The organism is Vibrio sp. MACH09 (genome assembly GCF_033238805.1).
Lineage (GTDB): Bacteria > Pseudomonadota > Gammaproteobacteria > Enterobacterales > Vibrionaceae > Vibrio.
The window spans coordinates 1086345-1112701 of record NZ_BSFZ01000001.1; the positions used below are offsets into that span (position 1 = coordinate 1086345).

Genomic DNA, 26357 nt, shown 5'->3' on the forward strand with positions numbered 1-26357 from the left:
ATGGACGCACTGGATCTGTTACTTAATCGTCGTTCTATTGCTCGATTAGCAGCGCCTGCGCCTGAAGGTGTAGCATTAGAAAATATCATTAAAGCAGGGCTGAGAGCTCCAGATCATGGTGGATTAACACCATGGCGATTTGTTATTTCCCAAGGAGAGGGGCTAGCGAAATTAGCGGATATTTTGGTTAATGCGGCTCAATCTGAAGATAGTTCATCGGCAGTGCTTGATAAATTGTCGAAAGCACCCTTTAGAGCTCCTATGGTGATTACTGTGATTGCTAAAGTGACGGAGCATAATAAAGTCCCCATGATTGAGCAGTACTTATCTGCAGGTTGTGCTGCACAGGCAATGCAGATGGCTGCTGTTGCACAAGGCTTTCAAGGTTTTTGGCGCTCAGGTAGTTGGATGTTTCATCCGGAAGTACATAAAGCGTTAGGACTAGAAGGAGAGGATCAAATCGTCGGTTTTCTCTATTTGGGTAGTGCGGGCTGCACACCACTAAAAGTACCAGAAAGAGATTTGAGTAAGTTTGTCGAGTATTTATAGTCCCTTTAAATGCTTTCTACTAAAACGGCGCTAATCTGAATCAGCAGATTAGCGCCGTTTTATATCAACTGAATTAAGCAATGTTATTTTGGTTGTGCATCAATACATTGGCCGTGAATTTCTTTGCCTTCTGGAGCCATTAAGTAAAGGTAGAGAGGTATAATATCTAATGGTGTTTTTAGCTCTTCACTGTCTTCAGCAGGGTAGGCTTTTGCGCGCATTCCTGTTCGTGTGGCACCGGGGTTGATGGCATTCACTCTGATATGGCTATCTGATAACTCATCCGCCAATATTTGCATCATCCCCTCAGTGGCGAATTTAGATATAGAGTAGGTTCCCCAATACGCTCTACCACTGTGACCAACGGTTGACGATGTAAAGATAATGCGAGCATCTTTTGATTTGCGCAAACTCGGTAGTATGGCTTGAGTCATTAAAAATTGAGCCTTTACATTGACTTGCATAATATCGTCAAAATTGTCTTCACTAATTTGATCAAATGGACTAATGACACCTAGCAGGCCTGCATTGTGTAACACACCATCTAATCGGCCAAATTGCTGCTCTATTGTTTCTGCCATATCTAGATAATTTTGTTTAGTGGCCCCTTTCATATCCAATGGGATGATGGCGGGCTGAGCGTAACCTGCGGCTTCAATTTCGTCATAAGTTTGTTCAAGTTTTTTTACGGTGCGGCCGAGTAAAATAACCGTTGCACCGTGTTGAGCGAAGCTTATCGCAGCTTGTTTTCCAATTCCGGCTCCGGCGCCAGTAACTAATATGACTTTATCCTTAAGAGAGTCTAATGAAACTGAATAATTCACTATGATTTTTTCCTATTTTTATTAACTTTTTATTGGTAATCGTGACAACTTAGTTACAATACACCAATTCAAACCATTGGGGATATCAGATTGGAATTTTTGTTGGACTATGGCCTGTTTTTAGCCAAGATTGCGACGTTTGTTGTCGCTATCGCTGCCATTTTAATTGTGGCTAAAGTGGTAAGTGGTAAACAAGGCGCCTCTAAAGGTGAATTGGAAATTACTAATTTAACCGAGAAGCACAAAGAGAATATTGATGTGATGGAACATCATTTACATGATGGCACCTTCATTAAAGAGCGTGACAAAGCAGAAAAGAAAGCAGAAAAAGAGAAAACAAAGAAACGTAATAAAGAAGTTAAGAAAGCCGCAAAGGAAGGCACGTTAGAACTCACCCGAGAGCCTCATCTGTTTGTTTTGGAATTTAACGGTAGTATTGATGCAAAAGAAGTAACGTCACTTCGTGAAGAAGTCACGGCAATACTGTCCGTGGCGCGTGAAGGTGATGAGGTACTGCTTAAATTAGAGTCTGGCGGTGGCATGGTCCACGCTTATGGTTTGGCCTCGTCTCAGCTCGATAGAATTAAATCAGCCAATATCCCATTAACGATTTCGGTTGATAAGGTCGCAGCTAGCGGCGGTTATATGATGGCATGTATTGCGGACAAAATTGTTTCAGCGCCTTTTGCTATAGTTGGTTCAATCGGTGTTATTGCCCAACTGCCGAACTTTAATAAATTGTTGAAAAAACATGATATTGAGTATGAGCAGCTTACTGCGGGAGAGTACAAGCGAACCATTACTATGTTTGGTGAAAACACAGATAAAGCGAGAGATAAGTTTAAACAGGAGCTAGAAGAAACGCATGTTCTGTTTAAAGACTTTATTCGTGACCATCGGCCAGAGCTTGAGCTAGAAAAAGTGGCGACAGGTGAACATTGGTTCGGTACACAAGCTAAAGAGTTAGGTTTGGTTGATGAGATCATGACCTCTGATGATATTGTTGTAGCAGCGTGTAATGAAAAAACGGTATTGTCTGTGCGTTATGTACAAAAGAAAAAAATGACAGATAAACTGGCTCGAATAGGCGGTGATGCTGCTGATCACCTATTAATGAAATGGTTGTCTCGCGGTCAGCGACCAATGATGTAACCTTTAATCGCTTATGGTTAACGATGGAATTTAAACAAACCCAGCTTGCTGGGTTTGTTTATTTTTCACCATAGTAGACTAGACATATCAGGATTTGCTGATTAATTCTCTCTTTTGCCTTTAATGTACTCGCCCTCAACTGCATTTCCTTTTATAATACGCCGCTGAAAATTACGTCGGCTGCCTATCACCGTTATAGATAAGTGAAATAATTCAACTACACTATAGCAACATAGTTTGCAACGACGTGGATATAGCATGTCTATTTGTGACACTTTGGAATTTGAACGGTTTTTTAAATTTAAATTTTCTAAGTTATTTCAATATTTTATTGCTGTATGTATTCACTAATTGGAGTAATTAATGTCGTCGAACACACCAGTTGTAACTGTTGATGGGCCTAGTGGTGCAGGTAAAGGCACACTATGTATGTTGCTAGCAGAAAAGTTAGGCTTTCATTTGTTGGATTCCGGTGCAATTTACCGAGTACTTGCACTTGCGGCTATTCATCATGGTGTTAATACTGAATCAGAAGATGATTTAGTACCTTTAGCTGCTCACCTAGATGTTCAGTTTATTGCTGAAGGTGATTTGGTCAAAGTTATCCTAGAAGGTGAAGATGTTTCTTCTGAACTTCGAAAAGAAGAAACGGGCAACGCGGCTTCTAAAGTTGCAGCATTTCCAAGAGTTCGAGAAGCATTGCTACGTCGTCAGCGCTCTTTTAGTAGTGAAGCGGGTTTAGTCGCTGATGGGCGAGATATGGGAACCGTTGTATTCCCTCAAGCTGAAGTGAAAATATTCTTAGATGCAAGTGCTGAAGAAAGGGCAAATCGACGCCTTAAGCAGTTGCAAGACAAGGGGTTAAGTGTTAAATTTGACCACCTTTTGCGCGAGATACAGGAGCGCGATGACCGAGACCGCAACCGAGCGGTAGCTCCGTTACGCCCTGCTGAAGGCGCTTTAGTGCTTGATTCTACATCACTTTCTATTGAAAAAGTGGTAGAAGAAGCAATGAAATATATCGAATCTAAATTGTCTCAATAAGAGGCAATAGGAGGTTGGTCGCATGGATGATGACCGGCTATTTTATCAACCCCACGCGGTAGGATGCCCGTGGAAGTTTACTATTGAAGATCAAATTAATGACTGAATCTTTCGCTCAACTCTTTGAAGAGTCTCTAAACGAACTAGAATTCCGCCCTGGTACTATTGTTAAAGGTACTGTTGTAGCAATCGAGAACGGTTTCGTTCTTGTTGACGCTGGCCTTAAGTCTGAGTCTGCTATCCCTGCTGAACAATTCAAGAACGCTGCTGGCGAACTTGAAGTTGAAATCGGTTCTGCAATCGACGTAGCTCTTGACGCAGTAGAAGACGGCTTTGGTGAAACTCAACTTTCTCGTGAGAAAGCTAAGCGTCACGAAGCTTGGATCGTACTTGAAAAAGCATACGAAGAAGCTGAAACTGTTGTTGGTATCATCAACGGTAAAGTTAAAGGTGGTTTCACTGTAGAACTTAACGGTATCCGTGCGTTCCTACCTGGTTCACTAGTAGATGTTCGCCCAATCCGCGACACTGCTCACCTAGAGAACAAAGAGCTAGAGTTTAAAGTAATTAAGCTAGATCAAAAACGCAACAACGTTGTTGTTTCTCGCCGTGCTGTTATCGAATCTGAAAACAGTGTTGAGCGTGATGAGCTTCTTGAAACTCTACAAGAAGGCAGCGAAGTTAAAGGTATCGTTAAGAACCTTACTGACTACGGTGCGTTCGTTGACCTTGGTGGTGTAGACGGTCTTCTTCACATTACAGATATGGCTTGGAAGCGTGTTAAGCACCCTTCTGAGATCGTAAATGTTGGTGATGAAATCCTAGTTAAAGTTCTTAAGTTTGACCGTGAGCGTACTCGCGTATCTCTAGGTCTTAAGCAACTAGGTGAAGATCCATGGGTAGCTATCGCTAAGCGTTACCCTGAAGGCCATAAACTAACTGGTCGTGTAACTAACCTGACTGATTACGGCTGCTTCGTAGAAATCGAAGAAGGCGTTGAAGGTCTAGTTCACGTTTCAGAAATGGATTGGACTAACAAGAACATCCACCCATCTAAAGTGGTTAACGTAGGCGACGAAGCTGAAGTTATGGTTCTTGAAATCGACGAAGAGCGTCGTCGTATTTCTCTAGGCCTGAAACAATGTAAAGCTAACCCTTGGCAGTCATTCGCTGAAGCACAAGCGAAAGGCGACAAAGTAACTGGTAAGATCAAGTCTATTACTGACTTTGGTATCTTTATCGGTCTTGAAGGCGGCATTGACGGTCTTGTACACCTATCTGATATTTCATGGAACGTTGCTGGTGAAGAAGCGGTTCGTGATTATAAGAAAGGCGATGAAATCTCTGCAGTTGTTCTTGCAGTTGATGCAGAGCGTGAGCGTATTTCTCTTGGCGTTAAGCAAATGGAAAACGACCCGTTCAACGCATTTGTTGCTGACAACAAAAAAGGTACTCTAGTTAACGGTACTGTAACTGCAGTTGACGCAAAAGGTGCTACAATTGAAATTGTAGAGGGCGTTGAAGGTTACATCCGTACTGCTGAAGTATCACGTGACCGCGTTGAAGATGCATCTCTAATCCTAAGTGTTGGCGATAGTGTTGAAGCGAAATTTACTGGTGTTGACCGTAAGAATCGCGTAATCAACCTTTCTGTTAAAGCGAAGGATGAAGCTGAAGAGCAAGAAGCAATGGCATCACTGAACAAGCAAGAAGACGGCGGGTTCACAAATGCTATGGCAGACGCATTCAAGGCTGCTAAAGGCGAATAATCGCTAGAGGGAGCCTTAATTGGCTCCCTTTTTTCGATTGGGACTTTTACGATATAAGTGATGAGGGTAAATATGACTAAGTCTGAATTAATAGAAAGACTCTGTGCTGAGCAAACTCACCTGTCTGCAAAAGAGATTGAAGATGCTGTGAAAGATATTTTAGAGCATATGGCGTCTACTTTAGAAAGTGGAGATCGCATAGAAATTCGTGGTTTTGGTAGCTTCTCATTGCATTATCGCGAGCCTAGAGTCGGACGCAACCCTAAAACAGGGGAGAAGGTTGAACTTGATGGTAAATATGTACCTCATTTTAAACCAGGCAAAGAGCTACGTGAACGCGTAGATATTAGCTAAAACGCTCTGTTTAGAGTTATAAAAAAGCGGCATATTTTGATATGCCGCTTTTTTATGAACGGAATAAAGCTATAGCCATGGTTTGTCGATGCGATTTACTGCATAATCAGAGGTTAGCGAATTCTTCAGGAGTAATAAGCCGTGAAAATTATAAAAACTATTCTAATTATCGCCCTGTTTTTGGTAGCGCTTGCATTAGGTGCTCAAAACCAAGAAGTTGTTAGTTTCAATTATCTGTTAGCAAAAGGTGAGTTCCATCTCTCTACGTTATTAGGTGTGGTATTTGTTTCTGGCTTTGCATTGGCATGGTTGATTGTGGGTAGTGTTCAACTTAAATCTAAACTCACTATTCGACGTTTAAACCGCCAATTGAAAAAATCTCAAACTAAACAACTTTCTACAGAGGCAAAAGCCTAGTAGATATGCAGACTTGTTAGATGTTAGAACTACTTTTCTTGCTATTACCAATTGCGGCTGCCTATGGCTGGTACATGGGCAATCGTAGTGCGCGGCATGATAAACAAGAACAGTCACATCAAATATCCAGACAGTATGTAGCAGGTCTAAACCTGCTTTTATCTGATCAATCAGATAAGGCAGTAGACCATTTTATTGAGCTGCTGCAAGTCGATAATGAAACCATTGATACTCACCTTGCTTTGGGAAACCTCTTTCGTTCACGAGGAGAGGTAGACAGAGCCATCCGTATCCACCAAAACTTAATATCCCGACAAGGTCTAACCATTGACCAAAAACACATAGCACTACAACAGTTAGCTAAAGACTATATGGTGTCGGGTTTCCTCGACCGTGCGGAAAAAATATTTGAACAACTTGTTGATGAGCCTTCACATCGCGAAGCTGCGTTAACGCAGTTAGTCGCTATATATCAGCAAACTCGGGAGTGGAGCAAAGCGATCCATTATGCGACGGCGCTGGTTAAATTAGGTCGAAAACGTATGTCGACCAATATTGCCCACTTCTGGTGTGAGTTGGCAAGCATTGAACAGAATGAAGAGAAAATACCGAAAGCGATTCTCTATTTTAAACGTGCGTTATCAGAAGATGCCATGTGCGTTCGTGCCAGTATCTCTTTAGGTAAGCTGTATCTAGACAAAGAAGATTATAAAAATACCATTCGTTATATGGAAATGGTGTTGGATCAAGATATCGACTTTATCGGTGAGGTGCTACCAACATTAGCTGACTGCTATCACCACCTAGGCCAAGAAGAGCAACTGGTGGAATTCTTACGTGCCTGCATAGATAAAAAAGCAGGGGTATCAGCGGAATTGATGTTGGCACAAATGGTGGCTCATCACGAAGGCGTCGCATCGGCCCAGATGCTGCTAACAAGGCACCTTTTAAGAAATCCAACCATGAAAGGGTTTCACCGTTTAATGGATTATCATTTGGCTGAGGCCGAAGAAGGACGAGCAAAAGAGAGTTTGACGACGTTGCGCTCTCTTGTTGGCGAACAACTTAAGATAAAACCGCATCACCGATGTCGAAAGTGCGGCTTTTCCACTCATTCTCTCTATTGGCACTGCCCATCATGCAAAGGTTGGGGAACAATAAAGCCAATACGAGGGTTGGATGGTGAATAGAGATAAACATAACAGGAGATAAAATGTTGGACCAAAAAGTTATAGTGGCGCTGGATTATGATAATCAAAAAGATGCACTCGCTTTTGTAGATAAAATCGATGCTAATTCATGTCGTCTAAAAGTGGGTAAAGAGATGTTTACCCTGTTTGGTCCAGAGTTTGTAAAGCAACTTCACCAGCGTGGTTTTTCGGTATTTCTTGACCTAAAATTTCATGATATTCCCAATACATGCTCAAAGGCGGTAAGAGCAGCGGCTGAGCTTGGTGTATGGATGGTGAATGTTCATGCTAGTGGTGGAGAACGAATGATGTCAGCATCACGCGACATTCTTCAGCCTTATGGCAATGATCGACCACTGCTTATCGGAGTGACAGTATTAACCAGCATGGAGCAGCATGATTTAGTTTCCCTTGGGCTGGATGTTACACCGGAGCAGCAGGTTAAGCGTTTAGCTCAATTAAGCAAAAACAGCGGATTGGATGGTGTGGTCTGTTCTGCACAAGAATCACTGATGCTTAAAAACGAACTAGGAAGTGACTTTAAACTGGTTACTCCGGGGATTCGTCCAGCTGGAAGTGCGGTTGGTGATCAAAAGCGAATTATGACGCCAGTAGAGGCTATTAGAGCAGGTTCTGACTATTTAGTAATAGGCCGACCTATAACACAAGCTGAACATCCTTCAGACGTCTTAGCGCAAATTAACGCCACCTTACTATAATTGAGCTTCTTCTGGATTAGATAGTTAATGCTATTGGCATTGTTTATAGCATTAACTATTTGTTCTTTAACGGCACTTTTGCTAATTAACGGCTCGGCAATTGATCATTTTTAATGTTCGGCACGCCACTGTGGAATCGAAACTCCGTATCCGTTTGCTTGATTAACTCTGCTTCTACTTTGGCAAAATACTCGACTCGTTCTGAAATATCATCAGCGGCTATCTGCTGCGCAAGTGTTAAATAATCTTGATAGTGTCTTGCTTCTGACCGCAACAGTGAAATATAAAACTTACCAATATCAGCATTTAAATGTGGTGCCAGTTTGGCAAAACGCTCGCAAGAACGAGCTTCAATAAATGCGCCTATTATCAGCTTATCAATCAGCGCGGCTGGCTCAAAAGTGCGGACGTGCTTAATTAAGCCTTTTGCATAGCGACTAGCAGTAATCGGGCGATACTTTAAACCTTGCTCCTCAATAATTTCTAATACTTGATAGAAGTGGTGTAACTCCTCCCGAATAAGTAGAACCATCTTATCTATCATATCTTGCCCGTATGGACAGTTGTCTTTTGGCTTGATGGATTTAGATATATTGCTCTTGCCTCTGAGCGATTCAAGGTTACCAATACGCTTATATGCAAACTGCTCGTAGGGTTCAACAAGTTCATTGATTTGTTGTATACCTTCATCAGTTAGAACGTAGCGTTTTAATAGGAATACCGCACTCTGTGATGCTTTTAATTCGCAGAGCAGATGATCCCGTAAAATCACAGATAGATTTTCTGGCTTACGAGCTTCATCGATCCAAGAATCAGGTGTTGAGCAGTTAAGAAAGTTATTGATGGGTTCTAATAATTTATGATGGCACATTTGTCATTGCTTCAGTAAAAACTTGCCAGCAATGATAACACGCTAAACACGTCTGTAGTTTGAGCGGCACATTTTAGTTGAGAATGTTAGAGAGAGCCGTGGTATGGATAAAGAAAAGGCCGCGTTATGCGACCTTGATTTCTATCTTTACGGTTTAGACTATGGTGAACAGGGTTTGTGTCGTTACCACTTTTTCTTTTCACCGAACAAAGCTTTCATATCGTTATCACGCTCTTTCTCTTCTTGAGCCAACATCTCTTCAGAGCCTTTGCTCTTAGAGTTGGACTCAAGTTCACCAAGCATTGCTTGCAGTTTATCTCTTGCTTGATTTGAGTAACTGTCATTCTTAGGCGCAAGGACATCGATGCCTTTCTTCAATAATTGACGAGCAGTACCAGCCTGACCACGAACCATGGCTTCATTAGTACGCTTAATTACATTTTCGATATTGATACGAAGTTGAATGGTTTCTAAACGAGCGTTTTCTGCTACATAAGCTTGAGTGTTAAAACGTCCTTTATTGTGCTCGCTTCTAATGGTATCTCTTAAGCGTTTAACCAGTTTCAGCATGACAATGGCTTGTTTGTCACTGCTTGGTGTTTTAAATGGCGTGCTTTCGCCACTGCCGCTATTGGCTTTTAATTGGGCAATCTGCCCCTTCATATTCTCAATGCGTTGAGCAAGTTGCTTACTCTTGGGATCTAGCTCAAACATACTTTCTAGTGAGTCAAGAATACGTTGATTCAAACAAATCAACAGATCTTGGCTATAAGGAAGGTGATGGGCGTTACCGATCAAATCTTCCGTCGCATCAATAATTGCGATATAGCGAGATGACTCTTGCTTTCTAGACATTTCAATTTTTGTTTTGTATTGCAGCATCACGTTATAACCGATAACGAGAACCAACAACACGGCAACAAGAACAATAATTAAACCAATATTCATATATCTATATCTATTTTGAGAATGGTAAGTCAATCACTAGCATACACGATTCTAAAAGCTGACTACAGCCATTATCTATCAATGCATTTGTAATATTAGGAAAAAAAGCTATTCAGTCATTAATTATGTGTGGTCGCTTACAAAATTTAGCCTTGTGTACTTAATGGCATAATATGAAACCTTATTTCATCACTTGTATCTTATATAACTAGTGATTTTATCCGACTCCATTTTTGTTTCTACTTTCATTTATTGCCATTAAGCGTTATAACTATAATTTATAACTAGTAGGTATAAGTACTATAGTAAAGGAATGCGGGTAGTCAAATGAAATTACAACAACTGAAATATATTGTTGAGGTGGTCAACCATAACTTAAATGTATCGGCTACAGCAGAAAGTCTCTATACGTCTCAACCGGGCATTAGTAAACAAGTTCGCCTGCTAGAAGATGAGCTTGGTATCCAGATATTTGAGCGAAGTGGTAAGCATCTTACTCAAGTGACTACGGCGGGTGAGGATATTGTCCGAATTTCCAGAGAGATATTATCCAGAGTCGAAGGGATTAAATCCGTAGCTGGAGAACATACGCATCCGGAGATGGGAACATTAAATATTTCGACGACTCATACCCAAGCTCGTTATGCTTTGCCTGAAGTCATAAAAGGCTTTACTGCCCGATATCCAAAAGTCTCTTTGCATATGCATCAAGGCACGCCATCACAAATGTCTGAGGCTGTTGCCAAAGGTACGGCAAATTTTGCTATAGCCACAGAAGCACTGCATTTATATCAAGATGCCATTATGTTGCCTTGCTATCACTGGAATCGCTCTATTGTGGTGATGAAAGATCACCCACTCGCTCAAAAAGCAGAGTTAACAATTGAAGATTTAGCATCATTTCCACTGGTGACCTATGTCTTTGGTTTCACCGGACGATCTGAACTGGATACGGCATTTAATAGCGCAGGATTAACACCAAAAATTGTCTTTACTGCAACAGATGCCGATGTGATTAAAACCTATGTGAGAATGGGTATTGGTGTCGGTGTTATTGCCAGTATGGCGATTGATCAAGTGCAAGACTCGGATCTAGTGGTAATTGATGCTAGCCATATTTTCGGTGCAAGTACCACGAGTATCGGTTTCCGAAGAGGCACATTCTTACGCAGTTATATGTTTGATTTTATGGAAAGATTTGCACCTCATTTAACAAGACCTGTTGTTGAGCAAGCGATCTCTTTAAGGAACAGTGCTGAAATAGAAGAGATGTTTAAAGATATCGACCTACCTGTTCGATAAGTTAACACTTTTATTTGCCCTCATATCCCCCTACAATTCGGCCCTGCTATCAGGGGGATATATGCAGCATTTATTTGAGCAAATTGACGCTACACTTTGCCAGTACAAGTCGCTTTGGCAAACTGAACCTTTTCATTTAAGTCGCCACTCCTCCTTACCATGGGAAACCAGTTTTGCTGATATTTGTCATTGGTTAGAACAGATAACACCTCAACAAATAGAGATCTACAAGAGCAATAGTTCTGCGTTAATCAGAGATATCTCTAAAGTATTCCCATCAGCGGCATCTTTTCCTTCTTTAACCCAGCTTGATGATTGGTCGCATCAAAACATTAATTTAGACTGTTCACCCCGTTTACATCAGGGAATTCCCGGTAGGAAATTAGCACAAATTAGCGCTATGGGGGCTTATGTTCTAGCAAACCATCAGGGTAATGAGTGGCTAGAATGGTGTTCTGGTAAAGGTTACTTAGGACGTATATTGGCGGTTAATTCTCAACAGCCAGTAACCAGTTTTGAATGGCAAGAAGCCTTGTGTTCACAAGGGCAGATAGAGGCTGACAAACAACAACTACCCATGCATTTTGTTCAGGGTGATGCATTAGCAGCTTCTTCTAGGGAGTTGCTAAAAGAAGATCAACACGCCGTCGCACTTCATGCATGCGGTGATTTACATACAAAGTTAATGCAGCATGCAGCCGATGCAAAAACGGCAGCTATTACTATTTCTCCTTGCTGCTACCATTTGGTCGCTGAAGATTATTATCAGCCGCTCTCTCCCGTTGCTAAATGTTCGAGATTAATACTCTCAAGAGATATGCTGCGAATTCCATTGCAAGAAACGGTTACTGGGGGGAAACGAGTCGCTCGACATAGAGAGCAAGAGATGGTTTTTAGATTAGGGCTAGACAGCTTACTAAGAGAATCACTTCATGTTCAGGACTACATACCTGTGCCAAGCATCAAGAAATCAGAGTTATCTAAGGGTTTTGTTTATTTCTGTCAGTGGGCAGCAGAGAAAAAACGGTTAACCTTGCCTGATGCTGATTATGATCACTGGCTAGAAGTTGGGCAGCAACGGTTTTGGAAGATGGAAAAAATGAACCTTGTTCAGCAGTTATTTCGTCGTCTATTAGAAGTGTGGTTAGTGCTGGATAGAGGGCTATATCTGCAGCAACATGGCTACCATGTGTCGTTACATCAATTTTGTTGTCGGGAGATGACCCCTAGAAATATTTTGATACACGCTGTGCTCAAGTGATCTCAAGATGTAGGATCCTAAGCAACAGCAACAGCAACAGCAACAGCAACAGCAACAGCAACAAGTTCAGTTAAAGAAAAATAATTGAAAGAAGGGTAGCCACTTTCAATTATCCTATACAGCAATAAGCCCAACCATAGTGAAGATGATTGGGCTTATTGAAATAACTCTAACGTTTTTTAGCTGAACATAGTAATAGCGGTTTCTGGTGCTACGTACTCAAGATCAAAGCTTTCTGCGACTTCTTTGCAAGTTACTTTACCGTGAATCACATTCAAGCCGTCCAAGAAACCTTTATCTGCAAGTAAAGCTTCTCTGTAACCTTTGTTAGCCAGTTTGATGATATAAGGTAGTGTTGCGTTGTTTAAGGCGAATGTGGAGGTTCTTGCTACGGCACCTGGCATATTCGCAACACAGTAGTGCACTACTTCATCAACAATGTAAGTTGGATCCGCGTGAGTTGTTGCGTGTGATGTTTCAAAACAACCACCTTGGTCAATAGCAACGTCAACAACCGCCGCCCCAGACTTCATTTTGGCGATATGTTCTTTAGTGACCAGTTTAGGTGCCGCCGCACCCGGAATTAGAACCGCGCCAATCACTAGATCCGCTTCTAGAATATGCTTGTCTAATGCGTCTTTGGTAGAATAAACCACTTTTGCCTGACCTTGGAACTCTTCATCTAGTGCTCGTAATGTATCGATGTTGCGATCAAGGATGGTTACGTCGGCACGAAGTCCTACTGCCATTCTCGCCGCATTTGATCCAACAACACCGCCGCCAATAACCACAACTTTTGCTGGTTCAACACCCGGTACGCCACCTAATAATAGTCCTCGACCACCGTGAGATTTCTCTAATGTTTGAGCGCCAGCTTGGATAGACATTCGGCCGGCAACTTCAGACATTGGTGCTAATAGTGGAAGACGACCCATATAATCTGTTACAGTCTCATAGGCTATACAGACAGCTTTACTCTTGATAAGCTCTTCTGTCTGTGGAAAATCTGGTGCAAGGTGTAGATAAGTGAACAATATTTGCCCTTCGCGCAGCATAGCACGCTCGACAGACTGAGGTTCTTTAACCTTAACAATCATTTCTGCTTTATCGAATATATCGGAAGCAGTAGGAAGAATGGATGCACCTGCAGCGATATAGTCATCATCTGAGAAGCCAATGCCTGAACCGGCGCTAGTTTCAACGAAGACTTGGTGACCATGAGAGATTAGTTCTCTTACACTTGCTGGTATCATGCCCACGCGGTATTCGTGGTTCTTGATTTCTTTTGGTACGCCAATGATCATCCTGACTCCTTAAGTATTATTGGTTGTATTGACTGGTGTGTAGGGAATTTTGTCGAATATAACTCTAACATTTCGACTTGAAGTTGATTATATCGGCTAAATGTTAATATATGGTGCTGAATATTAAGAAGTTGTAGAATATTTTTTTGCAAGGAAGTAATAAGGTGGAATAAAAAATGGCAGACAACTATAAAAAACCGTCCAAGGAACTCGATCGTATAGATCGAAATATATTGAATGAGCTGCAGAAAGACGGACGTATTTCTAATGTTGAACTGTCTAAGCGAGTAGGGCTTTCGCCTACACCTTGCTTAGAGAGGGTGAGACGATTAGAACGTCAAGGGTATATAAATGGTTATACCGCTCTGTTAAACCCGCAATATTTAGATGCATCTCTACTGGTTTTTGTAGAGATAACATTAAATCGTGGTGCACCAGATGTTTTTGAGCAGTTTAATGTAGCAGTACAAAAACTTGATGACATTCAAGAGTGTCATTTAGTTTCAGGTGATTTTGACTATCTTCTTAAAACACGCGTGTCAGATATGGGGGCGTATCGTAAACTGCTAGGTGATACTCTATTGAGATTACCAGGAGTAAACGACACTCGAACTTATGTTGTGATGGAAGAAGTAAAACAATCTAATCAATTGGTTATCAAAACACGATAATCAATTGTAAAGTCAAGAATCATTGAGCAAGCCTGAGAGCAGTATTCAATTAAGGCTTGTCTATCATTGGGTTTTTGCTCTATATATGATTAAATCATTTTAATAAACCGAGCGGCTTTAGCCGCTCGGACTGTTTATACAACGTTAGAAGTATCTATGTTCAAAGAGAACAATAATAAAGTCGAAACCATAATAAAGACTGGAGAGCAGAGCCCTCAGGTTCAACTGAACGGTGTCCAGCGTTTAAGAGAGTGTTGTTTCATTCTTGGCATCTCATTAGCGATGTTTTTAGCAATATCTCTGTATAGTTTTGATCCCGCCGATCCATCTTGGTCACAAACCTCATGGGGAGGGGAAGTAAAAAATGCAGCAGGAACCATAGGTGCATTGTTTGCTGACTCACTGTTATTTACTTTCGGTACTTTGGCTTTCACTCTGCCAATTATTACGCTGATGGCCACTTGGGCGTTTTTTAAGAAAAGAGCGGAAGATGAACCGATAGATTTAATGCTATGGGGAGCCCGATTGTTGGGGCTTGTTGTCGTGATGCTGACCAGCTGTGGTTTAGCGAATATCAATTTTGATGATATTTGGTATTTTTCATCTGGTGGTGTTATTGGAGATGTACTCACTAGTTTTGCTTTACCATCCCTCAATGTACTGGGCAGTACCATTGTTTTTCTATTTATGTGGGGGGCAGGATTAACCTTACTGACTGGAATTTCTTGGTTGGCTATTGTGGAATGGTTAGGTGATAGCACACTAAGTATTGTTACCGCCATTGTGAATAAATTAAGAGGAACCCCAGCAAATACTCTCACTGCTGATCTCTCCGTTGATAACCCTCTTGTTACTGCTCAATCGGAACAAATTACATTGTCTGATGATCGTCATTGCATCATTGACGTTGATGATAGTCATGCTGACGTTTCTGTCAGTGGAGAAGAGCCATCTTCTCGCTTTAATATTCATATCCCTCAACAAACAACATCAGAGAAAGTAGAGACGGAGGTTAGCTTGACTGCTGAAGCTGCTGTTGAGGTTGAAGTTAATCGAACAGAACATTTGTCTGCCACAATCGAAGAGCTAGAACAGGAAGCCTTTGACGCGGATGATCTCGCCAAGTCATCCTCCGCCAGCTATGCACCTATGCAGGTTGAAGAGCAAGAGTCGCTTGCTAATCAGACTTCAACTATTGAGCATCTTGTTGAGCCAACGATGAATGTTGGTGATATTGATACGGTTATCGATGAAACGGATCTTCCTCAGGATAGATCAACGCCAACAATTTCTGATCTGGACTCGCTAGCGGTTGAGCCAACAGTTGATGAACAAAATATTGAACAACAGAGTGATCCCGATGTTGTTGCTTTTCAGGACTTGGTTGAAGAAGCACAAAAAAATATGGCTGGTGCTGATAATCCATTCTTGCAGAAGAAAGAACAGAATTTGCCGGTTCCAACTTCTCCTATGCCGACACTGGAGCTGCTGTATCATCCAGAAAAACGAGAGAACCATATAGATAGAGCGGCTTTGGAAGAGATCGCCAGCTTGGTAGAAGCAAAACTGGCTGACTATAAGATCACTGCTAGAGTGGTGGACATTTTCCCCGGTCCGGTGATTACACGTTTTGAGCTAGATTTAGCACCAGGGGTAAAAGTTAGTCGTATATCAAGCTTATCGATGGATTTAGCTCGTTCTCTCTCTGCCATGGCCGTTAGGGTGGTGGAAGTTATTCCTGGCAAACCTTATGTTGGGCTTGAGTTGCCTAATATGAGCCGACAAACGGTTTATCTTTCTGATGTAGTGAGTAGTGAGCAGTTTATTCAAGCGAAATCGCCTACAACAGTCGTACTAGGACAAGATATTGCCGGGGAAGCTGTGGTCGCTGACCTCGCGAAGATGCCTCACGTGTTGGTCGCGGGTACTACCGGCTCCGGTAAATCGGTTGGTGTTAATGTAATGATATTGAGCATGTTGTATAAATCAACACCAGAAGATGTTCGATTTATCATGATTGACCCTAAAATGCTCGAACTGTCGATTTACGAAGGTATTCCTCATCTGTTGTCGGAAGTGGTCACCGATATGAAGGACGCTTCTAACGCTCTGCGTTGGTGTGTAGGAGAGATGGAACGCCGCTACAAGCTAATGTCAGCTTTGGGGGTGAGAAATGTTAAAGGATTCAATGAAAAACTAAAAATGGCAGCAGATGCAGGCCATCCTATCCATGACCCGCTCTGGAATGCTGGCGATAGCATGGATACTGAGCCGCCACTATTAGAGAAACTGCCATACATTGTGGTGGTGGTGGATGAATTTGCTGACCTAATGATGGTTGTCGGTAAAAAAGTCGAAGAGTTGATTGCTCGTCTTGCTCAAAAAGCACGTGCAGCAGGTGTTCACTTAATCCTTGCTACGCAGCGTCCGTCAGTTGATGTTATTACCGGATTGATTAAAGCTAATATTCCTACCCGTGTCGCCTTTACGGTTTCAACCAAGACGGATTCAAGAACCATATTGGATCAAGGCGGAGCTGAGTCTCTATTGGGTATGGGGGATATGTTATATCTTCCTCCTGGTTCAAGTCATACAATACGCGTTCACGGGGCGTTTGCTTCCGACGATGATGTCCATTCAGTGGTTAATGATTGGAAGGCTCGAGGCAAGCCTCAGTATATTGATGCGATTACCCATGGAGATCAGTCACCGGATACTTTGTTACCTGGCGAGACAATGGAAGGTGATGAAGATACTGACCCATTATTTGATCAGGTTGTTGTTCATGTTACGGAGACAAGACGTGGTTCGGTATCTGGGGTTCAGCGTAAATTCAAAATTGGTTATAACCGAGCCGCTCGTATTGTCGAGCAGTTAGAAGCTCAGGGAATAGTGAGTGCTCCGGGGCACAATGGTAATAGAGAAGTGCTTGCGCCTCCGCCAATAAAAGATTAGCCCGTGATTGAATGAACCTTTTCTTTGCTGTGTCGTCAGACATAGTAAGTTTAAAAAATGAGCCTATAAATGAAAAAACTACTTATTACTTTGCTTGCGGTTAGCAGTTCAGTATTGGCTGCGCCCAAAGATGTGCTAAGTGAGCGCTTAGCGATGACAAAAGGGTTTAGTGCCTCTTTTCAGCAAACCGTGTTAAGCCCTGAAAAAGAAGTAATTTTGCAAGGTAAAGGTGAGGTGGATATCGCCAGACCGAGTCTGTTTCGTTGGACGACGACTTTACCTGATGAAAGCATCATCGTATCTGATGGGAAAAGCCTGTGGTATTACAGCCCTTTTATTGAACAGGTCAGTATTTATTGGCAACAACAAGCGATGGAGCAGACGCCATTTGTGTTGTTAACACATAATCGTGCCAGTGATTGGGATAACTATCTGGTATCGCAAAATAAAGATATTTTCACCTTAACGCCAACCGCCATTGATTCTAATCAGGGTCAATTTGAAATTGATATTGATGCCCAAGGCACGATTAATGGTTTCACAATAATTGAGCAAGATGGTCAGCAAGGCCAATTTGTTTTTAATGACTATCAGAACAAAGTGCCTACACAGGACAAATTCACTTTTGTTATTCCAGACGGTGTTGAAATTGATGACCAAAGAAACTAGTTTTGTGGTTTCTTGTTATTAGAGGTGGAAAGGCAGCTTGAGCAATTACAGTTTAAATTTTGCCGGAGATGAAGACTTTCGTCCATTAGCTGCTCGAATGCGTCCGATGACGGTTGAGCAGTATATTGGGCAAAAACATATCCTTGGTGATGGCAAACCGCTTAGACGTGCGTTACAAGCTGGGCAAATACACTCGATGATTCTCTGGGGGCCTCCCGGAACGGGGAAAACCACTCTGGCGGAAGTGGCGGCAAATTACGTAAATGCGGAAGTGGAACGAGTGTCGGCGGTGACGTCTGGTGTTAAAGATATTCGAGCTGCAATAGAAAAAGCCAGAGAAAATAAGCAGACGGGTCGTCGCACTATACTTTTTGTTGACGAAGTTCATCGCTTCAATAAGAGTCAGCAGGATGCCTTTTTACCTCATATTGAAGATGGTACTGTAACCTTTATCGGCGCGACCACAGAGAACCCATCTTTTGAACTCAATAACGCCCTGTTGTCCCGAGCAAGAGTATATAAGTTAACCTCATTAAATCATGCCGATATTCAGTTAGTGCTTAACCAAGCGATCAGTGATAGTGAGCGTGGTTTAGGCAAAACGGCGGCAATTTTCTCTGATGAGGTGGTAGAACGGCTGGCTGAACTGGTTAATGGTGACGCTCGAATGTCCCTTAATTATCTTGAACTTCTCTATGATATGGCAGAAGAAGATGAAGAGGGGAGTAAGCTCATTACTTTGCCGCTGCTTGCTGAGGTGGCGGGAGAGAAAGTATCTCGTTTTGATAATAAGGGTGATATTTGGTACGACTTAATCTCGGCGGTGCACAAGTCAATTCGTGGTTCAGATCCTGATGCCGCACTCTATTGGTCTGCGCGGATGATCACGGCGGGATGTGACCCTTTATATATTGTACGTCGACTTCTTGCTATCGCTTCAGAGGATATAGGCAATGCCGATCCAAGAGCGATGCAAGTGGCCATGTCTGCATGGGACTGTTTTACACGAATTGGCCCTGCAGAAGGCGAACGGGCAATTGCTCAGGCTGTGGTGTATTTGGCTTGTGCTCCTAAAAGCAATGCTGTTTATACCGCTTGGAAGCAAGCGTTGAATGATGCTCAAAATCAACCTGAATACGAAGTGCCTGTTCATTTGCGTAATGCACCGACCAAACTAATGAAAGAGATGGGATATGGTGAAGAGTATCGTTATGCTCATGATGAACCCGGAGCGTATGCTGCGGGCGAGAACTATTTTCCACAACCGATGGCCCAAACGCGCTACTATTTTCCGACTAATCGCGGTTTGGAAACCAAAATTGGCGAAAAGTTACAGTATCTCACCTCATTAGATGAAAAAAGCAGACAAAAACGCTATGAAAAGTAGTGCTTTTTGGATATCTTTACTCGGTTAAATTCTCAATAACACCTTAAATTGATTTAAGGTGTTTTTTCACAACTACAAAGCATAGGATTAGCAATGCTGGATTCTAAATTACTTCGAACTGAGCTGGATGAAACAGCTGAAAAACTAGCCCGTCGAGGGTTTACTCTTGACGTAGAAAAAATTCGTGAACTTGAGGAGAGTCGAAAGTCCCTTCAAGTTAAGACAGAAGAGCTACAAGCGCTACGTAATTCCCGTTCGAAGTCCATCGGTCAAGCTAAAGCAAAAGGTGACCATGAAGAAGCAGAGCGTATTCTGGCTGAAGTGGGTAACTTGGGTAACGAACTTGATGACGCCAAGAAAGCGCTCGCTGAGTTACAAACTCAGTTAGAAGCGATTACTCTTTCTGTTCCAAACGTACCAGATGAATCGGTACCAACAGGTAAAGATGAAGATGAGAATGTTGAAATTTCACGTTGGGGTGAGCCAAAGTCATACGACTTTGAACTGAAAGATCACGTTGACCTAGGTGAAATGGGTGATGGTCTTGATTTCTCTAGTGCGGTTAAAATTTCAGGCTCTCGTTTTATCGTGATGAAAGGCCAATTTGCCCGACTGCATCGTGCAATTGCACAGTTTATGCTTGATTTGCATACAGAGCAGCACGGTTATACAGAAATGTATGTGCCTTACTTAGTGAATCATGACAGCTTATACGGCACTGGTCAGTTGCCAAAATTTGGTGAAGATCTATTTCATACCAAACCTGCTACAGAAGAAGGTCAAGGAATGTGTTTAATTCCAACCGCAGAAGTGCCGGTGACCAATATGGTGCGCAACACCATTACTGAAGAAGCGGATTTGCCGTTAAAAATGACCGCGCATACACCGTGTTTCCGGTCTGAAGCGGGATCATATGGCCGAGACACACGTGGTCTTATTCGTATGCACCAGTTTGATAAAGTAGAGCTAGTACAAATTACCAAACCAGAGCACTCTATGGATGCACTTGAAGAGCTAACGGGCCACGCAGAGAAAGTACTGCAATTGCTAGAGCTGCCGTATCGAAAAGTAGTACTTTGTACTGGTGATATGGGATTTGGTGCGCGTAAGACTTACGATTTAGAAGTCTGGGTTCCTGCTCAAGAAACCTACCGTGAGATCTCATCTTGTTCTAATATGTGGGATTTCCAAGCACGTAGAATGCAGGCGCGATTCCGTCGTAAGGGCGAGAAGAAGCCTGAGCTAGTACACACCTTAAATGGTTCTGGTCTTGCGGTTGGTCGTACTATGGTTGCGATTTTGGAAAACAATCAACAAGCTGATGGTAAAATCGAAATTCCACAAGTACTGCGCAAATATATGAATGGACTGAGCCATATTGGTTAATTGTCTGTTTAAGTGAGAACGCCGACCTCAGGGTCGGCGTTTTTGTATTTAACCTCAACTCGGGATAAGAAAGTCAAAATTCCATATTTAATAATAAGTGAAGCTTTAACTAGGCGCAGTGCTGCTATTTTAGATGAATGACAAGGCAAAATTATAAGTGATAGTTATTCTATCACGTTGATTTTAAAGAAGTCAGACGCTATAAGAGCAGTACTGAGCGGCTTAAATTATCCCGAGCTGAGGTTATTTATCTCAACGAGCGAGAATACTAAACTTGCTTATTGTTAAAACAGTTGTGATCTAGAAGCGCGGTTTCAATTGCGGATATTAATGACTCTATATGTTCTGGCTGACAAATATATGGAGGCATAATATAGATAAGTTTACCAAACGGTCGAATCCACACCCCTTGCTCTACAAAATGCGCTTGAATGACCTCCATATTAACTGGGGCATGAGTTTCTACAACGCCTATGGCGCCAAGCCAACGAATCTCCTTTACCAATTCATACTGCTCAAGTCTAGGCAACTGCTGTGATAATAATGCTTCGATATTCGCGGTTTGTTGTTTCCATTTACCCGTTTCTATAATGGATAGGCTTGCATTGGCCACCGCACATGCAAGAGGGTTTGCCATAAATGTCGGTCCATGCATGAAGCATCCTGCTTCTCCACTGCAAACGGTATCCGCGACCAATTTAGTGGTGAGTGTGGCAGAAAGGGTCATATAGCCACCAGTGATGGCTTTACCTAGGCACATTATATCGGGCTGGATATTGGCATGCTCGCATGCGAACAGCTTACCTGTTCTGCCAAACCCGGTAGCAATTTCATCCACAATAAGAAGTACACCGTATTGATCGCAGAGGATACGCACCTGTTTTAAAAACTCAGGATGGTAGATTCTCATTCCGCCGGCGCCTTGAACGATAGGTTCAAGAATAACCGCTGCAATATCGCTATGATGTTGAGACATTTTTTGTTTAAAGTCGTCTATGTCCGATGGGTCCCAATCTTGCCAATAACCTGTTTTCGGCGAGCGGGCAAAGATATGTTCAGGGAGAAAACCTTTGTATAAGCTATGCATCGAATTATCAGGGTCAGTAACCGACATTGCTGCAAATGTATCACCATGATAACCGTCCCGTAATGTAAGAAACTTGCTGCGTCTTTCTCCTTTAGCGTGCCAGTACTGTAGTGCCATTTTTAAGCTTACTTCCACAGCAACGGAGCCAGAGTCTGCTAAAAACAGATGTTGTAGTTGGCTTGGGGTGAGCTTTATCAGCTTTTTTGCTAGATCAATCGCGGGCTGATGAGTGATACCACCGAACATCACGTGTGACATTTTGCTTATTTGAGCTTCAGCCGCTTGGTTTAAATCAGGATGGTTATAACCGTGAATGGTGGACCACCAAGATGACATACCATCGACCAGCTCTTCACCTGTTTCTAAATAGAGATGTACACCTTCCGCCCGATCAACTGGATAACAGGTGAGTGGATCAATGGTTGAAGTGTAAGGGTGCCAGATGTGCTGTCGATCAAACTCTAAGTCCATTTTTAATTCCGTCGGTTAATAAATAAACAGATGTAAACTTAAAACTATTTAGTTTTGTTGACAGTTTACTGGCTGACGGTAGACTAGCCAAGAAATAAAAAATAATTAAAGGATCGACACGTGGAAGTTCGCCATAACTGGACGGTAGAAGAAGTCCGTTTATTACTAGAAAAACCGTTTATGGACCTGATGTTTGAAGCTCAATTGGTTCATCGTCAATTTCAACAGCATAACTATGTGCAAGTTAGTACGTTGCTCTCAATAAAAACTGGGGCATGCCCAGAAGATTGCAAATACTGCCCTCAGAGCGCGCACTATAGAACCGATGTAGATCGTGAAAGGCTGATGGAAGTCGAAAGTGTATTAAATGCCGCAGAGAAAGCCAAAAAGTCAGGCTCAACCCGCTTCTGTATGGGGGCCGCGTGGAAGAACCCTAAAGAGAGAGACATGCCTTATCTACTCGATATGATTAAAGGCGTGAAAGAGATGGGGTTGGAAACCTGCATGACGTTGGGCATGCTTTCACCTCAACAAGCCAATGAGCTAGCTGGTGCTGGGTTGGATTACTACAATCACAACTTAGATACCTCGCCTGAGTTTTATGGAAATATTATTACCACCCGAACCTATCAAGACCGTCTGGATACTTTGTCGCATGTGCGAGATTCCGGTATGAAGATATGCTCTGGTGGCATTATCGGAATGGGAGAGAGTGTCAGTGATCGCGCCAGCCTCTTTGTTGAGCTCGCTAACTTACCCGTTCATCCAGAAAGTGTTCCTATTAATATGCTGGTTAAAGTAAAAGGGACCCCTCTTGAAGAGGTGGATGATGTTGACCCATTTGATTTTATAAAATTGATTGCTGTCGCGCGTATTATGATGCCGAAATCTGCAGTGCGTTTATCTGCTGGGCGAGAAAGTATGAACGAACAGATGCAAGCACTGAGCTTTATGGCTGGAGCTAACTCGGTTTTTTATGGTTGTAAATTACTGACAACGCCGAATCCGGATGAAGATAGTGATATGCAATTGTTTAAGAAACTCGGCATTAATAGTGTTGAAGTCAGTCAGAAGCCGGATCAAATCCAAGAAAATGAGTTGCTTGACCAAGTAGTAGAAAGAGTGGCAGCACGTCCTAATAAAGATGATTTATTCTACGATGCCAGCGTTTAGTTATAGGATTGATACCGAGTTAGGGAAGAGAAAACAGCTAGGATTAGAACGTTCACTGTTGTCGCTGGAAGGCGCCAACAGCGTTGAGTTTAGCGTTTCAGGCAAAAGCTATATCAATTTTTCCAGTAATGATTACCTTGGGCTAGCGAGCTCTAAACAACTAGCAAAAGCATGGCAGGAAGGGATTGATAAATATGGAGCAGGCAGCGCTGCCTCTCCAATGGTGACTGGGCATTCAGTGGCTCACCAAACCTTAGAAGAGACTCTTTGTGAATGGTTTGGTTATGATAGGGCTATTCTATTTAATTCTGGTTTCGCGGCCAATCAGGCGGTTCTGTTTTCACTGCTTGGTAAGGCAGACTTTTTAGTTCAGGATAAGTTGAATCATGCTTCTTTGATGGAGGCGGGTATCTTGTCTCCGGCTCAAATGAAGCGTTTTAAACACAATGATGTTGCTGATTTAAACCGTATTATTGCTAATAACCCTGCCTTAGTTGTCACTGAAGGGGTATTTAGCATGGATGGTGATTGCGCGCCCCTAGATGATATTGCAACGGCATGTCAACAGAGTGATAGCTGGTTGATGGTTGATGATGCGCATGGTGTTGGTGTGTTAGGAGGGAGAGGTGTTGGTAGCATAGCGGGTATGGAGATTAAACCTCAGTTATTGGTTGTCACCTTTGGTAAAGCGTTTGGGTTGTCCGGTGCTGCGATATTATGTGATCAGCGTGTGGGTAACTACCTTACACAGTTTTCTCGTCATCATGTTTACTCAACAGCTATGCCGCCTTCTCAAGCTTATGCGTTAACAGAAGCCGCTAATATGTTGCAACAACAACAGTGGCGAAGAGAGTACTTAGCGGAGCTCCAGTTGACTTATGATCAAAAACTCCAAGAGCAAGCAGGTTATGTCGCAACAACAACGCCGATCAAACCTTTTATCTGTGGTTCAGTCGATAAAACCATGGCACTAGCAAGCAAGCTTAAGCAATACGGTTTCTGGGTGACTCCAATTAGACCACCAACAGTGGCCAAAGAGAGCTGTCGGATTCGCATCACCCTCAATGCAAACCACACTCACCAGCAGGTAAGTGAATTAGCTCAGCATATTATTAACAGTTAAGAGATGTAGATAGTGAGTAGTAATGTTTCTGCACCATCCCATAGAAAAGTAGCGATTGCTGATGCGTTTGGTAAAGCAGCAAAGAAATACGATAAGCACGCAGAGTTTCAACGAGAAGTTGGAGAACGGTTAATGGAAAAAATGCCGGAGTCGTTGCAAGGTTTGAAGGTGCTAGATATTGGCTGCGGTACGGGATATTTTTCCAATAGGTTAGCGGATAAAGGAGCCAAAGTCGTTGCGGCCGACCTGTCTGCTGAGATGTTGCAGCAAGCTCGGTGTCGCTGTCTCAATAAAGTGGAACTGTATCAAGTTGCTGATGCAGAATCGCTACCATTTTCAGATAATCAGTTTGATGTGGTCTTTTCCAGTCTTGCTTTGCAATGGTGCCTCGATTTGTCTGTGCCACTTAAAGAGCTACAACGAGTAACCAAACCGGGTGGAAAAATTTACTTTTCTACTTTAGCTGATGGGTCTCTAACGGAGCTTAAACAGGCGTGGGCTAAAATTGATGCATATCAACACGTAAATGGTTTTTTAACCATGAAACAGATAAATCTTGCGTTAGCGCAATCTGGTTCTGTTAGTCATCAACTAGACTTACGGTCAATTCAGTACTGGTATTCTTCCGCACTTCAGCTAATGAAAGATCTAAAAGGCATTGGTGCGACATATGTTAGCGACCGCTCTGTTGGTTTGACTAAGAACACAGCGTTAAAACGAGTGGAAAAGGAATACCAAGCATTTAGTAATAGCGAAAAACGATTACCTGCAACCTATCAGGTATGTTTTGGGACAATAGATTTATGATTGATACTTTTTTTATTGCTGGCACAGATACAGAAGTGGGTAAAACCGTAGTATCTAAAGCAATTTTACAGGCACTTGCTGCTCATGGTTTAACCACGATCGGGTATAAACCTGTTGCCGCTGGTTGTAAAGATAGTGAAGATGGAAGAAGGAACTCGGATGCTCTTCATCTGCAACAGGCTGCGACAAGAGAGATAGCTTACGATGATGTTAACCCTTATGCGCTGTTAAGCCCGACATCACCGCATATTGCGGCTAAGCAAGAAGAGGTAGTGATTGATTACTCTGTGCTTAGTGACAAACTTCAGCAACACAAACAAACGGCTGATGTGGTATTAGTTGAAGGCGCGGGCGGATGGCGAGTTCCCATTTCGCAAACAGACTGTTTGTCGACTTGGGTTAAACAAGAAAAGATGCCTGTGGTTCTAGTCGTTGGTATTAAACTGGGCTGTTTAAGCCATGCGATGCTCTCGGTTGAGGCGATTCAAAATGATGGGTTAGAGATAATCGGTTGGGCGGCAAATCGAATTAATCCTGGAACAGAAAATTACTCAGAAATTATTAGGATGTTAGAAGAAAAAATTCCAGCCCCTAAACTGGGTGAAATTCCCTATGTACCAAGTGTGAAGAAGCGAGATATTGGTAAGTTTATGGATATAACACCAATATTGAATGGTTGATACTCTGTTTATAGAGTTAAGAAAAAAGGTTGCCAATTGGCAACCTTTTTTTATCTGTCTGTTGGAATTGACATTAACGAGGGCTGAACATTAGCAATTTGTTGCTGAATTTTATGCGCTTCACTTATTCCTAGCTGCTCTTTCGCTTCATCTTCAGTCAGCCCTAAATGGCAGCAGAGTAGGTCAATTGCCATTTGGTAATTTGTGCTTTCAACCATAATTCATTCCTTTAGTTGGTTAGCGT

At 42.4% G+C, this 26357-nt stretch carries 25 protein-coding genes; 19 read left to right on the plus strand and 6 right to left on the minus strand.

The genetic code is table 11. The features are described from left to right. Nucleotides 1–549, plus strand: a complete 549-nt coding sequence (locus CHJ_RS04915) for an NAD(P)H nitroreductase (protein WP_317917025.1) — start codon at nt 1–3, stop codon at nt 547–549. 83 nt (nt 550–632) lie between these two features. On the opposite strand, the gene CHJ_RS04920 is transcribed toward CHJ_RS04915, so the two are convergent. Then, complete coding sequence (locus tag CHJ_RS04920) at nt 633–1373, minus strand: YciK family oxidoreductase (protein WP_317917026.1); 741 nt, start codon at nt 1371–1373, stop codon at nt 633–635. 90 nt (nt 1374–1463) lie between these two features. On the opposite strand from CHJ_RS04920, the gene sohB reads away from it, so the two are divergent. The 7 genes from sohB to pyrF all read left to right on the plus strand — a co-directional run bounded on the left by sohB (nt 1464) and on the right by pyrF (nt 8018). Continuing rightward, complete coding sequence (gene sohB, locus CHJ_RS04925; protein WP_171752868.1) at nt 1464–2525, plus strand: protease SohB; 1062 nt, start codon at nt 1464–1466, stop codon at nt 2523–2525. Nucleotides 2526–2888: 363 nt separating this feature from the next. Next, entirely contained in the window at nt 2889–3569 is a 681-nt protein-coding gene (gene cmk / locus CHJ_RS04930) for a (d)CMP kinase (RefSeq protein ID WP_171752867.1), read from the plus strand. 98 nt (nt 3570–3667) lie between these two features. Then, nucleotides 3668–5338 (plus strand): 30S ribosomal protein S1, encoded by a 1671-nt coding sequence (rpsA, locus tag CHJ_RS04935; protein ID WP_171752866.1) that lies wholly within the window; start codon nt 3668–3670, stop codon nt 5336–5338. Between the two features lie 72 nt (nt 5339–5410). Continuing rightward, on the plus strand, nt 5411–5692 hold the full coding sequence (ihfB, locus tag CHJ_RS04940; RefSeq protein WP_171752865.1) for an integration host factor subunit beta: 282 nt from the start codon (nt 5411–5413) through the stop codon (nt 5690–5692). 141 nt (nt 5693–5833) lie between these two features. Continuing rightward, nucleotides 5834–6109, plus strand: coding sequence for a LapA family protein (locus CHJ_RS04945; RefSeq protein ID WP_171752864.1), 276 nt, complete (start codon nt 5834–5836; stop codon nt 6107–6109). A 20-nt stretch (nt 6110–6129) separates the two neighbouring features. Beyond that, nucleotides 6130–7299, plus strand: coding sequence for a lipopolysaccharide assembly protein LapB (lapB, locus tag CHJ_RS04950; RefSeq protein WP_317917027.1), 1170 nt, complete (start codon nt 6130–6132; stop codon nt 7297–7299). 23 nt (nt 7300–7322) lie between these two features. Further along, nucleotides 7323–8018: an orotidine-5'-phosphate decarboxylase gene (gene pyrF / locus CHJ_RS04955; protein WP_171752862.1), complete on the plus strand. Its 696-nt coding sequence runs from the start codon at nt 7323–7325 to the stop codon at nt 8016–8018. Between the two features lie 85 nt (nt 8019–8103). Here the strand turns inward: pyrF and miaE are convergent, their stop codons facing one another. Beyond that, entirely contained in the window at nt 8104–8889 is a 786-nt protein-coding gene (gene miaE / locus CHJ_RS04960) for a tRNA isopentenyl-2-thiomethyl-A-37 hydroxylase MiaE (protein ID WP_317917028.1), read from the minus strand. A gap of 183 nt (nt 8890–9072) precedes the next feature. Then, nucleotides 9073–9837 (minus strand): DNA repair protein, encoded by a 765-nt coding sequence (locus tag CHJ_RS04965; protein ID WP_171752860.1) that lies wholly within the window; start codon nt 9835–9837, stop codon nt 9073–9075. A 327-nt stretch (nt 9838–10164) separates the two neighbouring features. Here CHJ_RS04965 and cysB point away from each other — a divergent pair, with 327 nt between their 5' ends. Together cysB and CHJ_RS04975 are read left to right on the plus strand one after the other, a co-directional pair. Further along, the gene (cysB, locus tag CHJ_RS04970; protein WP_171752859.1) at nt 10165–11139 is read left to right on the plus strand and encodes an HTH-type transcriptional regulator CysB; all 975 of its coding nucleotides are present in this window, start codon (nt 10165–10167) and stop codon (nt 11137–11139) included. A 61-nt stretch (nt 11140–11200) separates the two neighbouring features. Beyond that, nucleotides 11201–12400, plus strand: coding sequence for a methyltransferase (locus CHJ_RS04975; protein ID WP_317917029.1), 1200 nt, complete (start codon nt 11201–11203; stop codon nt 12398–12400). Nucleotides 12401–12579: 179 nt separating this feature from the next. On the opposite strand, the gene ald is transcribed toward CHJ_RS04975, so the two are convergent. Continuing rightward, on the minus strand, nt 12580–13704 hold the full coding sequence (gene ald, locus CHJ_RS04980; protein WP_171752857.1) for an alanine dehydrogenase: 1125 nt from the start codon (nt 13702–13704) through the stop codon (nt 12580–12582). A gap of 176 nt (nt 13705–13880) precedes the next feature. Between ald and lrp the strand changes: the two genes are divergently transcribed. The 5 genes from lrp (at nt 13881) to serS (ending at nt 20772) form a co-directional block, all read left to right on the plus strand. Then, nucleotides 13881–14375: a leucine-responsive transcriptional regulator Lrp gene (lrp, locus tag CHJ_RS04985; protein ID WP_171752856.1), complete on the plus strand. Its 495-nt coding sequence runs from the start codon at nt 13881–13883 to the stop codon at nt 14373–14375. A gap of 156 nt (nt 14376–14531) precedes the next feature. Beyond that, the gene (locus CHJ_RS04990; protein WP_317917030.1) at nt 14532–17330 is read left to right on the plus strand and encodes a DNA translocase FtsK 4TM domain-containing protein; all 2799 of its coding nucleotides are present in this window, start codon (nt 14532–14534) and stop codon (nt 17328–17330) included. 69 nt (nt 17331–17399) lie between these two features. After that, the gene (gene lolA, locus CHJ_RS04995) at nt 17400–17999 is read left to right on the plus strand and encodes an outer membrane lipoprotein chaperone LolA (RefSeq protein ID WP_171752854.1); all 600 of its coding nucleotides are present in this window, start codon (nt 17400–17402) and stop codon (nt 17997–17999) included. Between the two features lie 37 nt (nt 18000–18036). Beyond that, the gene (locus tag CHJ_RS05000; RefSeq protein WP_317917031.1) at nt 18037–19386 is read left to right on the plus strand and encodes a replication-associated recombination protein A; all 1350 of its coding nucleotides are present in this window, start codon (nt 18037–18039) and stop codon (nt 19384–19386) included. 93 nt (nt 19387–19479) lie between these two features. Next, complete coding sequence (gene serS / locus CHJ_RS05005; protein WP_171752852.1) at nt 19480–20772, plus strand: serine--tRNA ligase; 1293 nt, start codon at nt 19480–19482, stop codon at nt 20770–20772. A gap of 268 nt (nt 20773–21040) precedes the next feature. Here serS and bioA read toward each other — a convergent pair whose 3' ends face one another. Beyond that, on the minus strand, nt 21041–22330 hold the full coding sequence (gene bioA, locus CHJ_RS05010) for an adenosylmethionine--8-amino-7-oxononanoate transaminase (protein WP_317917032.1): 1290 nt from the start codon (nt 22328–22330) through the stop codon (nt 21041–21043). 120 nt (nt 22331–22450) lie between these two features. Between bioA and bioB the strand changes: the two genes are divergently transcribed. Genes bioB through bioD form a run of 4 tightly spaced genes read left to right on the plus strand, consistent with a single transcriptional unit; the run spans nt 22451 to nt 26113 of the window. Beyond that, a complete protein-coding gene (gene bioB, locus CHJ_RS05015) occupies nt 22451–23503 on the plus strand; it encodes a biotin synthase BioB (protein WP_317917033.1) in 1053 nt (350 codons plus the stop codon). Beyond that, nucleotides 23490–24626 (plus strand): 8-amino-7-oxononanoate synthase, encoded by a 1137-nt coding sequence (gene bioF / locus CHJ_RS05020; protein ID WP_317917034.1) that lies wholly within the window; start codon nt 23490–23492, stop codon nt 24624–24626. Before bioB ends, bioF begins: the two co-directional genes overlap by 14 nt. 9 nt (nt 24627–24635) lie before the next feature. Next, nucleotides 24636–25433 (plus strand): malonyl-ACP O-methyltransferase BioC, encoded by a 798-nt coding sequence (gene bioC, locus CHJ_RS05025; protein ID WP_411861557.1) that lies wholly within the window; start codon nt 24636–24638, stop codon nt 25431–25433. Then, nucleotides 25430–26113 carry a dethiobiotin synthase gene (gene bioD, locus CHJ_RS05030; protein WP_171752848.1) on the plus strand — a complete coding sequence of 228 codons (684 nt, stop codon included), beginning with the start codon at nt 25430–25432 and terminating at the stop codon, nt 26111–26113. Before bioC ends, bioD begins: the two co-directional genes overlap by 4 nt. A gap of 50 nt (nt 26114–26163) precedes the next feature. Here bioD and CHJ_RS05035 read toward each other — a convergent pair whose 3' ends face one another. Then, nucleotides 26164–26331, minus strand: coding sequence for a hypothetical protein (locus CHJ_RS05035; RefSeq protein ID WP_171752847.1), 168 nt, complete (start codon nt 26329–26331; stop codon nt 26164–26166). Nucleotides 26332–26357: the final 26 nt, after the last annotated feature.